Annotated in this window: 16 protein-coding genes; 12 read left to right on the top strand and 4 right to left on the bottom strand. The window is 61.9% G+C overall.

Features of this window, described 5'->3' with window-relative positions:
• The first annotated feature begins 23 nt into the window (after positions 1-23).
• From ACFOJE_RS16805 to pilM, 5 genes are all read left to right on the top strand, one after another.
• The gene (locus tag ACFOJE_RS16805; protein ID WP_377816328.1) at positions 24-572 is read left to right on the top strand and encodes a type 4 pilus major pilin; all 549 of its coding nucleotides are present in this window, start codon (positions 24-26) and stop codon (positions 570-572) included.
• A 9-nt stretch (positions 573-581) separates the two neighbouring features.
• Complete coding sequence (locus ACFOJE_RS16800; protein ID WP_377815784.1) at positions 582-1,520, top strand: ATPase, T2SS/T4P/T4SS family; 939 nt, start codon at positions 582-584, stop codon at positions 1,518-1,520.
• Positions 1,517-2,830 carry a shufflon system plasmid conjugative transfer pilus tip adhesin PilV gene (gene pilV, locus ACFOJE_RS16795; protein ID WP_377815783.1) on the top strand — a complete coding sequence of 438 codons (1,314 nt, stop codon included), beginning with the start codon at positions 1,517-1,519 and terminating at the stop codon, positions 2,828-2,830. The genes ACFOJE_RS16800 and pilV overlap by 4 nt, the downstream gene beginning before the upstream one ends.
• A gap of 172 nt (positions 2,831-3,002) precedes the next feature.
• Positions 3,003-3,320, top strand: a complete 318-nt coding sequence (locus ACFOJE_RS16790) for a hypothetical protein (protein WP_377815782.1) — start codon at positions 3,003-3,005, stop codon at positions 3,318-3,320.
• Between the two features lie 143 nt (positions 3,321-3,463).
• Positions 3,464-3,898, top strand: a complete 435-nt coding sequence (gene pilM / locus ACFOJE_RS16785) for a type IV pilus biogenesis protein PilM (protein WP_377815780.1) — start codon at positions 3,464-3,466, stop codon at positions 3,896-3,898.
• 132 nt (positions 3,899-4,030) lie between these two features.
• On the opposite strand, the gene metE is transcribed toward pilM, so the two are convergent.
• Positions 4,031-6,328, bottom strand: coding sequence for a 5-methyltetrahydropteroyltriglutamate--homocysteine S-methyltransferase (metE, locus tag ACFOJE_RS16780; protein WP_377815779.1), 2,298 nt, complete (start codon positions 6,326-6,328; stop codon positions 4,031-4,033).
• A gap of 825 nt (positions 6,329-7,153) precedes the next feature.
• On the opposite strand from metE, the gene ACFOJE_RS16775 reads away from it, so the two are divergent.
• Positions 7,154-9,163, top strand: coding sequence for a DNA topoisomerase III (locus tag ACFOJE_RS16775; RefSeq protein WP_377815777.1), 2,010 nt, complete (start codon positions 7,154-7,156; stop codon positions 9,161-9,163).
• 831 nt (positions 9,164-9,994) lie between these two features.
• On the opposite strand, the gene ACFOJE_RS16770 is transcribed toward ACFOJE_RS16775, so the two are convergent.
• The 3 genes from ACFOJE_RS16770 to ACFOJE_RS16760 form a co-directional block, all read right to left on the bottom strand.
• On the bottom strand, positions 9,995-10,282 hold the full coding sequence (locus ACFOJE_RS16770) for a type II toxin-antitoxin system RelE family toxin (protein WP_377815776.1): 288 nt from the start codon (positions 10,280-10,282) through the stop codon (positions 9,995-9,997).
• Positions 10,272-10,511, bottom strand: a complete 240-nt coding sequence (locus ACFOJE_RS16765) for a type II toxin-antitoxin system RelB/DinJ family antitoxin (protein ID WP_377815774.1) — start codon at positions 10,509-10,511, stop codon at positions 10,272-10,274. The genes ACFOJE_RS16770 and ACFOJE_RS16765 overlap by 11 nt, the downstream gene beginning before the upstream one ends.
• Positions 10,512-10,767: 256 nt before the next feature.
• Positions 10,768-11,628, bottom strand: a complete 861-nt coding sequence (locus tag ACFOJE_RS16760) for an EAL domain-containing protein (RefSeq protein WP_377815772.1) — start codon at positions 11,626-11,628, stop codon at positions 10,768-10,770.
• Positions 11,629-12,160: 532 nt separating this feature from the next.
• Here ACFOJE_RS16760 and ACFOJE_RS16755 point away from each other — a divergent pair.
• The 6 genes from ACFOJE_RS16755 (at position 12,161) to ACFOJE_RS16730 (ending at position 15,494) form a co-directional block, all read left to right on the top strand.
• Positions 12,161-12,586: a hypothetical protein gene (locus ACFOJE_RS16755; RefSeq protein ID WP_377815770.1), complete on the top strand. Its 426-nt coding sequence runs from the start codon at positions 12,161-12,163 to the stop codon at positions 12,584-12,586.
• Positions 12,587-12,873: 287 nt separating this feature from the next.
• A complete protein-coding gene (locus ACFOJE_RS16750) occupies positions 12,874-13,158 on the top strand; it encodes a hypothetical protein (RefSeq protein WP_377815768.1) in 285 nt (94 codons plus the stop codon).
• 93 nt (positions 13,159-13,251) lie between these two features.
• Entirely contained in the window at positions 13,252-13,746 is a 495-nt protein-coding gene (locus tag ACFOJE_RS16745; protein ID WP_377815766.1) for an STY4534 family ICE replication protein, read from the top strand.
• Between the two features lie 105 nt (positions 13,747-13,851).
• Positions 13,852-14,055 carry a hypothetical protein gene (locus tag ACFOJE_RS16740; RefSeq protein ID WP_377815765.1) on the top strand — a complete coding sequence of 68 codons (204 nt, stop codon included), beginning with the start codon at positions 13,852-13,854 and terminating at the stop codon, positions 14,053-14,055.
• A 106-nt stretch (positions 14,056-14,161) separates the two neighbouring features.
• Complete coding sequence (locus tag ACFOJE_RS16735) at positions 14,162-14,863, top strand: DUF5983 family protein (protein WP_377815763.1); 702 nt, start codon at positions 14,162-14,164, stop codon at positions 14,861-14,863.
• 10 nt (positions 14,864-14,873) lie between these two features.
• Positions 14,874-15,494, top strand: coding sequence for a DUF3275 family protein (locus ACFOJE_RS16730; RefSeq protein WP_377815761.1), 621 nt, complete (start codon positions 14,874-14,876; stop codon positions 15,492-15,494).
• Positions 15,495-15,528 lie beyond the last annotated feature (34 nt).

Raw genomic sequence — 15,528 nt, 5'->3', positions numbered from 1 at the left:
GGCTCTCCCCCATGCACCGTCAGATGAACAGTTCTCTCTTCTCCCTACAACCGGGCAAACGCGCCCGCCCCCGACAAGCCGGATATATCGACTTGTCGATGATTTTCGTGCTGATCTGCATCGCGATCGGCATCGGCTACGCCCTCTACAACGGCGGCAGCCTGATGAACAGCTCCGATGTCGGCAACGAGCAATCCAATATCGGCCAGCTCATCGCCAATACCCGCAAGCTCAAAGGCAGCGCGGGCTACGGCAGCTCCGGCACCAACCTGGTCCCGCAACTGGCGACGATCAAGGGCCTGCCGAACATGAGCGTCTCCGGCTCCACGCTCTACAACGTTTGGGGCGGGACCGTGACCGTGGTCTCCAACGGCATGACCTTCGTCATCACCGAAAACGGCCTGCCCCAGGACGCCTGCGCCACGCTGGCGACCAAGATCAGTCGCGGCCAGAAGGTCATCACCGCGATCAACGGCGGATCCTCCACAACCGGCGAGGTCACCTCGGCCACGGCCACCAGTGGCTGCAGCAACGACTCGACCAGCAACACGCTGTCCTGGACCGTCTATTGAGGGGCGCGGATGAGCGTGATCAGCGAAGCCCAGTTCGTGGATCTCTACCTGGGCGTGGATTTCTGCGACGTGAAGGGGCTCGATGGCGCCTCCGCGCATTACATCGAGGCCCCTGCCGCCTGGCAGGCGGCGCTCGAAACGCTGCGCCTTCGGTGCAACGAGCGCTTCGCCGCCGATCAGGATCCCGAGTTCTCGATCATCGAAGATGGCGTCGTCCTGCGGGTGACCCAGTTGCTCGATGCCCACGGGCAAACCGTCTTCGTCCTCAACAAGTCGAGCGCGGTCATCCGCAACTTCCAGTACCTCGGGTTTCCCGACGAGGTCGTCGCAGCCCTGCTGAACAAACAGCAACGCGGCCTGGTGATGTTCTGCGGGGAATCGGGTACCGGGAAGACCTCCAGCGCGGCATCGCTGGTCGTCGCCCGCCTGCAGGCCTGCGGCGGGATCGCCTTCGCCGTCGAGGATCCGCAGGAAACCAACCTGCACGGCCCCCATGGCCAGGGCCGCTGCATCCAGGTGCAGGTCTCGCGCCGCACGGGCGGCTACGAGGAGGCCCTGTTGCGCTCGCTGCGGGCACGGGCCGACCAGATCCTGATCGGCGAGATGCGCGATACACCTACCGCGGCCCAGACCGTCCGCGCCGCCATCAATGGCTACTTCATGATCACGACCCTGCATGCCGGCAGCATCGAGCAAGGCATCGAACGGCTCGCCTCCACCGCCCAGCCCGAGATCCCCAATGCCCGGGAAATCCTCGCGCAGGGGCTGATCGCGGTGATCTGGCAGACCATCGAGAGCGGAGTCGATGGCCGGCGTCAGCTCAAGTCGAAAAGCCTGCTGCTCACCGGCCAGGACGGACCCGGCATCCGCGAAAAGATCCGGACGGGCCATATCGAGCTGATCGCCCAGGACGTGGAAAACCAATCCAAGCGGAGCTTGTGGACATGAGCGGGACTCGACCCATCGCTCGGCAACGCGGGTTCATCGCCATCGAGATGCTCTTCGGGCTCATCGCCCTGGCGATGATTGCCAGTACGGGGCTCAACCTGATGGCCCGGCATATGGACTCGGTGAACTACCAGATTGCCGCCGACCAACAGCAGCAGGTGGCCGAGGCCGCCGCCCAGTACCTCAAGGACAATTTCGCTGCGGTCTATGCCGCCGCCGGCCCCACTGCCCCGGTCACGATCACGCCGGCCATGCTGCGCAATACCCACTATCTGCCGGCCACTGTCGCGGACACCAACGCCTTCGGGCAAACCTTCACCGTGCTGGCCAGGCGGGTGGCGGCCAACCAGTTGGAATCGATCGTGCTGACAACCGGCGGCGAGTCGATCGACGAGATCGGCACGCGGGAAATCGCGGAGAACCTGGGCGCGCCGGGCGGCTTCATCCCCACCAGCGATCCCGGGATCGTCCAGGGGGTGCGCGGAGGCTGGCAGTTGGCCTTGAGCAACTATGGGATGAATCCCGGGGTCGGCCATACCGCCAGCGCGCTGTTCCTCCAGGACGGCACCCTGGCCAATGACTACCTGTATCGCAATGCCATCCCGGGACGCCCAGAGCTGAACCGGATGAACACCACGCTGGACATGGGCGACCAGGACCTCGTCAACGCCGCCTCGATCACCGCCTCGGCGGATGTCTCGGCCGGTCAGTGGTTCCGCTCGCTCGGCAATGGCGGTTGGTACAGCGAGCAATGGGGTGGCGGCTGGTACATGAGCGACTCGGACTGGGTCCGCGTGTACGGCAACAAAGGCGTGTATACCGGCGGACAGGTCCGCGGCGGCAGCCTCACCTCCGAGGGACGCACGACGGTCGGGGAATACCTGCAACTGGACGGCGTCGCGACCGAGGGGAGTAGCTGCCCTCGCACCGGGCTGTTCGCCCGTGATGTGAACGGCCTCCCGCTGTCTTGCCAGGATGGGAAGTGGACTGGGAACGTCGGGATAGGCTACGGCCAGACGTGGCAACTCGTTTCGCGGGCATTGAACGAAACGTATCTGAATGACACCACCAAACCGATCATGATTGCCCCGAGCATCTACTGCGATGGGGTCAATAACAACTGGAAGCGCAACTACCTCTATATCGGCGGCGTGCAGGTCGGACAGTTCAGCTTCTACGACTACGACGGGGGCGATGCGAACACCGAAATACAACCAGCCACATACATCGTTCCGCCAGGGCAGACGTATGGCGTGATGAGCGCAGCCACCAAGTACTGCGACATTGATCAATGGGCAGAACTGCGCTAAGAAAATCAAAAAACCTAATGATGATCAGCCGTGACAGTGTGTTAGCTACCGTTTCAAAATATGACAGCACCATTGAAAGCGCCAACAATCGCCCTACATCTGATGTGACTTCGGATCAAACCTGCAGGGGAATGGCTCGGAGCTAATCTTGTAGTCTGAAAGGGAACTGAACATGACCATGCGAAATGATGTGACAGACTCGATGGCCCATTTGGCGATTAGGGACATTAACGAGAAGTACCGCTATGAAGATACCAACCCTCAAGGAAAACGCGACCCTTCGCTGGTTTCATGTGGGCAGTGCGGAAACTACAACGAGCTAATACACATCTATGACTCCAAGCTAAAGCCCCACGTCGAGAACGGGTCTATTACCTGTACCCAAGCAACAGATGCACTTGATGAGTGTTGTAAAGAGTTACCCTCCCCACGAAAGAGAACTGTTTTCTATAAAAAACTGAGTGAGAAGCTTGGGATCGAGATCAGTTGATCGCATGCCCCATCCAGTCAGTCCAGATGGTTCCCCATACGGGAACCATCTTCAGAGTGAGTTCTAATTTCCACTTGTGGACGACTAGCTCATCCGCTCACATCTCCTCGACAGTCTACGAATGAAGAGGTTGATTGATGGGCATGTACGGTGCCGTTTTCCTAGCCTTGGCCCTGATGCTCGGCCTGCTGCTGGATCTCGATGACCAGGCGGCGCGCTCGAGCGAAAGCACCGACCTGTCGGTGTTGGCCCACAGCCTACTGGTCTATCGCAACGCCCTGGCCGAGTATGCCGTGGCCCATCCGAGCGTTACCGGCGCCGTCGCCGACTCGGCCCTGAACCTCCCGACCTGGTACGTGAAGGCCTCCGGTGTCCAGGGCTATATCGCTGCCGGCCGGAGCTACACCTACTGCAGCGATCCTCCCAGAGGACTGGCGACGCAACTGGGCAAGCTGACCGGGCGCTCCCTGGCAGTGGGCTCGGTATCGGGCGGCCAGTTGGTCAACCCGTTCGCCGGCCAGGTCGGCGTGAGCGTCCCCACCGCCATTCCCCAGGGCTCGGTCGTCCTGTACCAATGAGCAGATCAGGGAGACATTGAGATCGGAAAAATGGATCTCTTCCACATATGGGGCTGGTCCGCTGCCAGCGCATAGTCTTATGCAAGCAGAACGGGACGCCACGCGTCCCGTTTCGTTCTACGCCTATCCCTCTCAAGGATGCGAGGCCAGTTCCTTGCGCAGCTCTCGTGCTGCCGCGACCATGTTGGCCAACGCCGCTTCGGTTTCCGGCCAGCCACGTGTCTTCAGGCCACAATCGGGATTGATCCACAAGCGCTCGGGAGGAATCCGCAGTTCGGCCTTGCGAATCAGCTGGACGATTTCTTCCTGGGTGGGAACACGGGGCGAGTGGATGTCATAGACGCCCGGACCGATCTCGTTCGGATACGCGAACTTCTCGAACGCCTCCAGCAGCTCCATATCCGAGCGGGACGTCTCGATGGTGATGACGTCCGCATCCATGGCGGCGATGGCCTCGATCACATCGTTGAACTCGCTGTAGCACATATGGGTATGGATCTGCGTTTCATCACGTACGCTACTCGCGGTGAGGCGGAAAGCCTCGGTGGCCCAGCGCAGATAATGTGCCCAGTGCGCTTGGCGAAGGGGTAAGCCCTCGCGGAAGGCGGCCTCGTCGATCTGCACGATGCGGATACCGGCCGCTTCGAGATCGAGCACTTCGTCGCGAATGGCCAGCGCCAGTTGGCGGGCCTGAACCTCACGCGATACATCCTCCCGTGGGAACGACCACATCAACATGGTCACCGGGCCGGTCAACATGCCCTTCATCACCTTGTCGGTGAGGCTTTGCGCATACGTGATCCAATCGACGGTCATGGGCTTCGGTCGGCTCAGATCGCCATAGATGATGGCCGGCTTGACGCAACGCGACCCATAGCTCTGCACCCAACCGAAACGGGTGAAGGCGTAGCCATCGATCTGCTCGGCGAAATACTCGACCATGTCATTGCGTTCCGCCTCGCCATGCACCAGAACGTCCAACCCTAATCGCTCCTGGACTTCGACCGCATGACGGATCTCGCTCTGCATGGCCTCGATGTACGCGGCCTCGTTGAGCTTGCCCTGCTTGAACGACTGACGGGCCAGGCGGATCGCCGGAGTCTGCGGGAACGAGCCGATGGTGGTCGTCGGAAACTCCGGCAGATGCAAACAAGCCCGCTGTTTAACGATACGCTCGGCGAACACAGAATGGCGTTGGCTGTCGGCCGGCTTGATGGCGGCCAGACGGGCCTGCACGGCCGGTTTGTGGATGCGCGGCGAGGCGGCACGGCTGTCCTGAACCGACCGACTCTCGGCCAAGGCGAGCACGACGTCGTCCGCGTCGGGCTGTTCGACAGCTCGGACGAGCAGCGCCACCTCCTGGCATTTTTGCAATGCAAAGGCCAGCCAACCTTTCAGCTCGGCATCCAGCTTGTCTTCGCTGGTCAAATCCACGGGGCTGTGTAGCAGGGAACAGGACGGGGCGATCCAGAGACGCGCCCCCAAGCGCTCATGGGCATGACGGGCGACCGCCAAAGCCCTCTCCAGATCGCAACGCCAGACGTTGCGGCCGTTGACCAGCCCCAGGGACAACACCTTGTAGGCCGGTAAGCGGTCGAGAATAGTCGGGTACTGTTCCGGTGCACGCACCAGGTCGATGTGCAGGCCGTCCACCGGCAGACCGGCGGCCAGGCCGAGGTTGTCCTCCAGTCCACCGAAGTAGGTCGCAACCAGCTTCTTCAGCGGCTCTTTCTGCAGCAGGTTGTAGGCCCGCTCGAAGGCGCTCTTCCAGCCCAGCGGCAGGTCCAGGACCAAGATCGGCTCGTCGATCTGCACCCACTCCACGCCCTGGGCAGCCAGGCGCTGGAAGATCTGCCCGTAGAGCGGCAGCAGGCGGTCAAGCAGATCCAGCTTGTCGAAGTCGGCGCCCTTGGTCTTGCCCAGCCATAGATAGGTCAGCGGGCCGATCACCACCGGCTTCACGGCATGGCCCAAGGCTTTCGCCTCCTCGACCTCGTCGAACAGTTGTTCCCAGCTCAGCTCGAACTGCTGGTCGACGCTGAGTTCGGGGACTAGGTAGTGATAGTTGGTGTCGAACCACTTGGTCATTTCCTGGGCATGCGCACCACCGCAGCAGCCGGAACTCACGCCGCGGGCCATCGCGAACAGGGTATCCAGGGTCGGCTGGCCATCATGCGGACGGAAACGTTCGGGGATCACGCCAAAGGTCAGCGAGTGGGTCAGCACCTGGTCGTACCAGGCGAAGTCGCCGACGGGCAACAGCTCGATGCCGGCGTCCTTCTGCATCTGCCAGTGTGCGGCGCGCAGCTCCCGGCCGACGGCCTGCAGTCCGGCCTCATCCAGTTCGCCCTTCCAAAAGGCCTCCATGGCCTTCTTCAGTTCTCGATTGCGCCCGATACGCGGGAATCCGAGGTTGTGTGCCAATGCCACGTCGTGATGCTCCACTGAGAATGATGAAACGTATTCTCGGGGCCGAAGCAATCATGAGACAAATTCAATATTCTCTCGAAGAACTTAAGATATTCTCATGAAAGAAGCATCGAGTATGTTCGTGTCTCGATCCAGAGACAGCGGCTTGTCCTAGATGAAGGCCGACATCGACATTCTAGAGAGGTGCAATCTTGCGCAAACGAAATCCAGAAACCATCGAGCATGTGAAGAGCACGCGCTACGCGGTGGCGCGTCGATATGGACGGGTCACCATCGGAGGAGACCTGTACCTCTATAACTCGCCGAGCGACACATTGGTACGTTTCGATATCTTCAAAGAGCGGCGGCAAAACCCCCAGCAACTCAGATCATCTGAAAGCGGGCGGAAGCCAAGTATTGGCGACGCAGCTCCAGGATAATGTCAACTCGTAGCGTCGACCGAGCGGCTCCTAGTGGTGGGCTCTGTCTCGGGCGGCCAGTTGCTCAACTCGTTTGCCGGCTTGGTCGGCATGAGCGTCCCCACCGCCATTCCCCAGAGCTCGGTCGTCCTGTACCAGTGACCGGATCAGGGGACTGTTGAGGCCGGAACGATGGTTTGCTCCCACATATAGGGACTGGTTTGCCGCCAGAGCATGGTCGTCGAGTGATCGACCACGGTGATGCCCGGGTTCGGCTGGGAGGTACATCCGGCAAGGACGAGCAGCAGTGTTGCCGCGAGAAGCTTTTGCATAAATCGAATCGAACGGCACTGAATTAGGATTGACTGCGGCTCGTCGGCCGGCGAGCTGGCAGGGTTCTTCCGGACAACCGTCAGGAGAACCGCTTATGCGTCTGTTTTTATGCGAGAAGCCCAGCCAGGGCAAGGACATTGCCAAGGTGCTGGGCGCAACCCAGCGCGGCGATGGCTGCCTCGTCGGCCCGGGAGTCACCGTCACCTGGGGCATCGGCCATCTGCTGGAGACCGCTCAGCCCGAGTCCTATGACGAGGCCTATAAGCGCTGGTCACTCCAGGACCTGCCCATCGTCCCGGCCCAGTGGAAGATGGAGGTCAAGTCCGCGACCGCCACCCAGTTCAAGATCGTCAAGAAGCTCCTGGCCCAGGCCTCGGCGCTGGTCATCGCCACCGACGCCGACCGCGAGGGCGAGATGATCGCCCGCGAGCTGGTGGACTACTGTGGTTATCGCGGGCCGATCGAGCGCCTCTGGCTGTCGGCCCTCAACGAGGCCTCGATCCGCAAGGCCCTGGCGGAACTCAAGCCCGGCGCCCAGACCTTCCCGCTCTATCACTCTGCCCTGGCGCGTTCGCGGGCCGACTGGCTGATCGGCATGAACCTGTCCCGCCTGTTCACCCTGCTCGGCCGTCAGGCCGGGTACAGCGGCGTGCTCTCGGTGGGTCGCGTACAGACGCCGACCCTACGCCTGGTGGTGGACCGGGACCGGCAGATCGCCCACTTCGTCCCCGTGCCGTTCTGGAGCCTTGAGGTGCAGCTGTTCGCCAACGGCCAGGCCTTCACCGCGCACTGGGTGCCGGACGACGCCCTCACCGACGACGAGGGGCGCTGTCTCGATCAGGGGGCGGCGGCGGCGGTGAAGGCCCGCCTCGCGCCCGGCCTGACGGCGATCGCCATCACGGTGGAAACGAATCGGGTGAAGGAAGCCGCGCCCCTGCCGTTCGACCTCGGGACACTGCAGGAGGTGTGCTCGAAGCGGCTCGGCCTGGGGGCCAAGGAAACCCTCGATGTCGCCCAGGCGCTGTACGAGACGCACAAGGCCACCACCTACCCCCGAACGGATTGCGGCTACCTCCCGGAAAGCATGCTCCAGGAGGTCCCCGCCGTGCTGGCCGCCGTGGCGGCGACCGATCTAGCCATCGCCCCGGTGCTGCAGACCCTGGACCGGAGCCTGCGCTCCCGGGCCTGGAACGACAGCAAGATCACCGCCCACCATGGCATCATCCCCACCCTCGAGGCTGCCAACCTCGCCGCCATGTCCGAGAAGGAACGAGCGGTCTACGGCATCATCCGGGCGCATTACCTGGCGCAATTCCTGCCCCACCACGAATTCGACCGCACCGTGGCGGACTTCAACTGCGAGGGCGTGGCGCTGCAGGCGGTCGGCAAACGGATCGTCGTGCCGGGCTGGCGGGCGCTTTTCGGCCAGACCACCGAGGAAGACGACAGCGCGAGCAGGGGGCGCTCCCAGCTCCTGCCACCGCTGCAGAACGCCTCGCGCTGTCAGGTGCAGGGCGTCGAGTTGAAGGCGCAGCAGACCCAGCCGCCCAAGCCCTTCACCGAAGGGGACCTGGTCAAGGCCATGAAGAACGTGGCCAAGCTGGTGGAGGATCCACGGCTCAAGGCCACGCTGAAAGAGACCACCGGCATCGGCACCGAGGCGACCCGCGCCGGGATCATCCAGGGGCTGATCGATCGCCAGTACCTGGTGAAGAAGAACAAGGCCGTGCGCGCCACCGAGGCCGCCTTCACGCTGATCGATGCCGTCCCCAAGGCCGTCGCCGACCCGGGCACTACGGCAGTCTGGGAGCAGGCCCTGGACCTGATCGAGAGCGGCCAGCTCAGCCTGGAGGCGTTCGTGGCCAAGCAGTCCACCTGGATCACCAGCCTGGTGAACCGCTGCAGCACGATGACCCTGTCGATCAAGCTGCCGCCCAGTCCCGCCTGCCCGCTCTGCGGCGCGCCGATGAGCCGGCGCAAGGGAACCAAGGGCGAGTTCTGGAGCTGCTCGAAGTACCCCGACTGCAAGGGAATCCAGGCCATCGACGGTGCCGGCAAGAGCAAGCGCCGCCCGGGCAAGGCCAAGGAAACCAGCCCGGCCTGAGAGGGGCGTCCCTTGCGTTCCCCCCTCCGCCCCCCACATAATGGCGCCGTAACGTTGTTCCACCCCGTTGGTCACTGGCGGTCATCAGTGACAACCCCGGTCGCGGCAGATTCGTTCTGTGGCGGCCACCCCTAGAGCACGATAAGCATCGGGAAGGTCGTGCAGATTTTCGCGTGAATTCTCCCTGTGTCTCCCTGTACTAGCAGACACGCAGCTGTCTTCAACTCTCGTGAACGCGAGTTTATAGGCACATAGGGTTCACAGAAGGTTCGGTGCACACTAGTCTTAGGGCCGCACTGGTGTTGCGGCCCACGCTTTTCAGTTCTAGCTTGCCCGCTGGGTAACCAGGTGCTTCCGGATCGTCGGACGTACCCGGTTACCCTTCGGGTAGCCGCTTTTCCTCGCCGGTGCCCGCCGGCGACAAAACGGGCTCCCTTTGTGCGCGCATGCGTGCCTGACGATAGCTGGCCCCCGCCACGATGACGGGCCAGGTGATGCGACGATCGCTCGATGGACCAATGCCCAGGGGTCTGGACGAGTGGCTCCGCTCACAGGTGGCACACTTCTCTCCGTTCGCTCCCCCTTCACTCCCAACCTAGTCTCGCTCTGCCTCGCCAGTCGGACTGTCGTCGGACAGGCCCCTGGCGAGTATTCCGCCCCGCCCATCGCCTGCCCTGCCCCTTCGCTTGATAGCCCCTTGAACCCGAAGCGCTGGTCGCGTGTGCTGCTGATTTCGTCAGCGACAGGCCCGAAGCAGTTAGGATCCTGTGACTGCGACAGTTTCCGCACGGAGCCGTCCCAGGATTGCACCGTATTGGGTAGTGTGAGCGGTCAGGCCAGCCGCTCGGAGGCCTTCTCGTAGACAGCCGAGCGCTCCCGTTTGTCGACGGCTACCACAAAGACCACCACCTCGTGATCGAGGACCTGGTAGACCAAGCGGTAACCGGCGCTGCGTAGCTTGATCTTGTAGCAGTCGGGCAAGCCCTGCAGGCGGTTGGCCTCAATGCGGGGATGCTTCAGGACTTCGGTCAGTTTCTTCTTGAACTGCTGCCGGACCGTATCGCCCAGCTTGTGCCACTCCTTCAGAGCACGCGCATCGAATTCGAGGCTATAGGTCATCCAGCGATACCTTCACGCGCTGCGGGGCGGCCAGCCGTTCGCGAACGGTCGCCATCAGGGCTTCGTCCTCTTCAGTCAGCAGCACCGGGCGGAAGGGTAACTGCCCACGTTCGGCCACGTACTGCAGGGCCTGACGCATCAGCTCGGAAGGGGTGACACCGAGTCGCTCCAGCTCCCGGTAGGCGCGGGCTTTGAGGTCGTCATCCACGCGAATATTGATCGAGGCCATTGTCGGGCTCCAGTAAAGACACTTGTCATTACACTGGCAGCCTGAGAGCTATTTTGCAAGCAGATCTAACCCCGCTCCGGGCCGTGGATCTGCCCTGTGCAGAAACTCCACCATGCCCATCATCCTGTGGCCACGAACAGAGGCGGCTAGCCGCCCCTCTGCCGCAGCTCAACGACATTCCTATACCAGCACGGATGCAAGGGGCCGGGAATAATCTCGAGCACCGTCAGAGACATCTAGACATCTTCTCTGAGCGTTACCCGACGCTCCTGCTCATGCGAACGGGTGGCCTTGCAATCCCCCCTTCCGTGAGCAGCGAGGGCTGAGGGCGAGCGTAGTAGAACCCCTGGAGAAGGTCCGCCCCAGCACTCACACAGTGCTGATGCTGCAGCTCCGTCTCGATGCCCTCGCACACCACCCGGGCTCCCAGATCGTGAATCATCTCGATCAGTTTCGGCAGGATCAACCGCGCCCGAGGATTGACCTCGGCTTGTTGAACCAGATGGCGATCCAGCTTCACCAGATCCGGAGTCAACTTCCACAGTCGATCGAAGTTGGAGTGCTGGCAGCCGAAGTCATCTATAGCGATGCGAAACCCTCGTCCTCGATAGGCTTTCACCGCCGTTTGTAAGAGCTCCAGTTGATCCACACTGGACTCCAGTATTTCCAACACTACCTGTTGGGGCGTCAGACCGCACAGCTCCAGCAGTTTTTCGAAAGCCGAGCCATGCTCTTGGGCCACGGCGACCAAATGACGACCACTGACATTCAGGAACAGCAATTGCCCACTCGGCCGCTGACGCACAAAATTGGCCGCATGCACCACACGGCAAAGCCGGTCCAAGTAGATAGCTTCCCCCGGCGTTTTGGCGCAACCGAACGCTGCAGACGGAGCATGACACTGAAGGGTTTCGTGATCGACGGGGCGCAACAGCGCCTCGTACGCTTCTGGCAGAAGAGTTCTGGCATCGAACAACGGCTGAAAATGGCTGTGCAGGACAAATTGGGCAAAATGGCCCACCACGCCATCGGGAGTCGCCATCAGCGGCACAGGGCTCCCCCAAAGCCTCTCCTGTTCTCGGCGGAAGTGCTGTTGTAAAACATCCATTGCAATCATGGGCTTCGCCTTATAGAAGGTCTGTATTGGCTCGCACGTGTTATGTCCTTATTCCGGCAATCTAGATCGAGCCCTTCCTGCGAGGCCGACTACGAAATGCACGCGATATAGAGGCCATATGCCAGCACCCACTTATAAGGCTATTCGCCATATAAAACATTTTCTAATTCTATTTTGTTATTAAATAGATCCCGTCAGAAAGACTGCCCAGGGAGACATGATCCTCGGGTGAGCCGAGCAGATCATAGGATTCGTTTCAGGGGTTGACAGCGCCCCTCGGCGCCTTCGATTCTTGAGGCGTGTCTCGCTGACGTCGTCAGCAACAGGCCCGAGGCAATCCGGATCTCGTGATTGCGACGCGGTTTCCGCGTAGATCCAACCCAAGATCGCCCAGCATTCGGCAGCGCGATCGGTCGATTGACCATCAATCGATGAATGCACACTTCACTCAGCGTCATCTCACCCAGCGGGGAAATCACTCCCCGCATAGGGCCAGTGTTTCTCCGCATGATCAATCTGCAGGAGAAACCTCATGTCCACCCCATCGCTCAGCTTCCGTTTCGGCGCTGCCCTCGGCACAGTCACCCGGGAATTCCTCCGTGCGACCCGAGAGCAGCCGGACTCGCCCTGGACGACCTATGACGACAACCGGAAGAAGCCCCACAAGGCCGAAACGCCGGCTGTTGGCCAAGGCCGCATCCTCCGCGAATTCGGACCGCTGCTTTCCACGACCGAACTCAGCAACCTCGATCGCACACCGGCGTTCGTCCGCAAGACCAGCGCAGACCTAGGCCTCTGGTTCCAGAACAACACCCGGGAAGTCGTCGAGGCTAAGAAACGGCCCCGCCGCCGCAAGGCCCAACCGGCTCAGGCCGAAACGCCCGTGCCCCCGGTGATCGAGCCGAAGCGAGGATCGCTGGATCAGCTCATCGAGCCGATCGAGCCGGCCTCCTGCTGAACGCCCCACCAACGCCCCTCCTCGGAGGGGCTTTTTTCATCCCCGCGCTTGACAAGACGCCGAGCTCTTCGGATTCTTGAGACGTGTCTCGCTGACGTTGTCAGCAACATGCCCGAGGCAATCCGGATCTCGTGATTGCGACGCGGTTTCCGCGTAGATCCAACCCCAAGATCGCTCAGCATTCGGCAGCGCGATCGATCAACCGGCAACGGTCGATGAATGCACCTTTTTCCCACCCACGACGGGGCTTTCCCGTCCGGGCAGGCCTCGTGACCAATGAGGCCTACATGAAAGCGAGCTTAGCGCTGTACCAGGCATTGCGCTCCATCAATGTCGAGGAAAGCAAAGCCACTGCTGTTGTCGATGCTCTGGAGTCGGATATGCAGAATGTCCTGGCCACAAAATCCGATCTGCTGGTTGTCAAATCAGACGTCAAATCGGACATTGCTCAACTGAAATCTGAGCTTCAGGCCCAGATTGCAGCAATGGAGCTGAGACTCACCATTCGCATGGGCGTCATGCTGTCCGCCTTTGTCGGTGTGATACTGACCGCCATCCGCTACATGCATTAACCCTTCACCGATTTGCCCTACCCTCGCGGGGAATACTTCCCTGTCGGGCGAGGTGTTTCTCCGCTTTCAACCTTTTGAAATTGGAGAATCACCATGAGCAACGCCACCGAAAACAAGTTCTTCGACCTGCACACCAGCGGCATCGGTTATCTCAACCGCATCCGCGAGGTGAAACCACGTAAGGGGGCCCCTTTCCTGGCCACCACCATCGCCGCCCTCCGGGGATCGTCCGATGACGTGGAATACTGCTACATCGACTGCAATGTCGTCGGCGCCGAGGCTGAAAAGCTGGTACGCCGCTGCGAACAAGCCGTCACGGCCGGCAAGAAGGTCCTGGTGTCCTTCCGCATCGGCGACATCTGGGCAGATGCCTTCACCTACGAGAAAGGCGAGAAGAAAGGTCAACCGGGCGCAAGCCTGAAAGGTCGACTGCTCTTCATCGGCTGGATCAAGGTGGATGGCGAAACCGTCTACGAGGCCAAACCCAAGAATGCCGACCCGCTCCCGGTGCCCCCGCAAGGGGAATCCGAAGCCCCGGCCCAACCCGAGGAGCCCGCAGACCGCCCGCATCAGCGCCGGACTGCTTGATTCCAACTCAAGGCGCCCCTTCGGGCGCCTTTTATTCATCACCCCCCCCGGGGACACCATTCCCCCTCGGGGCATGGTGTGCTCCAGATACGTTCGGAGACCACCATGTACGGACAACTCGCTCTAGCCCAGTTCCACACCGAATCCCCGCTGCAGATCCTCCAGAGCGCTGCGGGCTTCTACATCGGGACTGCCGATGAACTCGGCCCCCTCACCCGGGAGTCCGAGGAGTACTTCCCCACGACCGAGGCCGCCGCGAAAGCCCTGGAGACCCACTCCTGGACGCAGCGCCACGATTCGCTGTCCTGAGCCTCTGCGCTCAGACCCACCTCGGAAGGCTCTGCCTTCCGACTCTTTTCCCCCAGGGGCTACCGGCCCTTGGGCGTGGTGCCCCTCTCGCTACGAGGTTCTCACCATGACTCACCCTGCAGACAACCCCTTCGTCCGCGGCTATGACCGTCTGCGCATCCGGCGGATGCTGCAGATCACTTACGAAGACGATTGCCCTCCCTGCTATCGCCCCCTCCATCCCACCCAAGCCGATCTTCCGGATACCGAACTGGCGTGCTTTCCCTGCGTCTTCAATGACGACTTCGTGTTGATCAGCGAGGGGCAGGTCATCGCAAACGAGCTGGATGATCAATGCCCGCATCGCGGCATCGTTCGCCAGGTTCTCTATACCCTAACGGGTGAGGAGAACGGCCAGCCTATGTTCGTCGGCGATGTCTATTCCGCCGAACAGGCCCGCACCGTCGTGCAACGGCTGACGTTCGAGACCGGCCACTACAGCCGCTGCTGGGAAATCAGCACCGGGCACCTGCCCGCGAGCGCGCGGCAGCGTCTACGCGTCTTATCAGGTGCCGGCGAGCCGGCCCCCCAGACCGGCGCCCTGGTCGAGTTCTTCTGCCTGGATGCCGGCGAGGGATTGGGCTGCAAGTTGCTCCTGACGCCCTGGGACGACCAGAACCTTACCGCGCTGCGTCAGGAACAGTTGGACAAGGGCCTACCGGCCGAACTGGTGGACATCCTGCATCTGGCTGCCCAAGCCGATGTGCGGTTCCTAGTGTTCGATCCGCACGCGTGCGTTCTGGCTGGCCTGCCGGTGTTCCCGGGGTGAGGACTCGACCATGATCACCATCCCCGGCCAACTGGCGATTCGGACCATCAACGGACGCAACGGCGATTTCAACGTCGGTCGCCTCGCCACCTCCATCGGCGAGTTCGTCATCAAGGATGCCCTCCTGGATCAGTATCACGAGGGCAAGTACCGGGGCGACTTCGTCATCGCGGAGATCCGGCCCTCCTACTACTCGACCGGCGGCCGCCTGGTCGTCGAGATCCGGGCGAAGCTCGACAGCATGACCCTGGACGACCTCGATCACCTGACCGCCGAAGAGACCGCCACGTTTTCCAGTACGGAGCTCGATCCCCTGGAAGAAGAACGGTCGCAGACGCCACCACCGGAGCCGGCCCGCAAGGCCAAGGCCCCGACACCTACGCGCTCCACGCCGAAGCCGCCCGCCGGTCCGACCGCCGAGGCGCCGTTCGGCATGAACGACGCGAAGCCCGCACCGACTACCGATGCCGCCAGTGGGGACGCCGAACTGTTCGGCACCGTCTGGCCGCTCGGCGAGACGGTCAAGCTGGATACCACGGTCGACCGCCAGCGGTTGCGTGCCCAGTGCGCCCGTCTGGGCGAGCTCGGCTACAGCCTCGACTTCCGGCAACAGGTCTGGAACCGCACCTGATCGCACGATCGCATCACCTTCACGACCACCCTGC

Origin of the sequence: Azotobacter bryophylli (assembly GCF_042643485.1) — a bacterium.
Classification (GTDB): domain Bacteria; phylum Pseudomonadota; class Gammaproteobacteria; order Pseudomonadales; family Pseudomonadaceae; genus Azotobacter; species Azotobacter bryophylli.
Note: the sequence above shows the minus strand (reverse complement) of the source record. Positions and strands in the feature narration are given on the sequence as shown.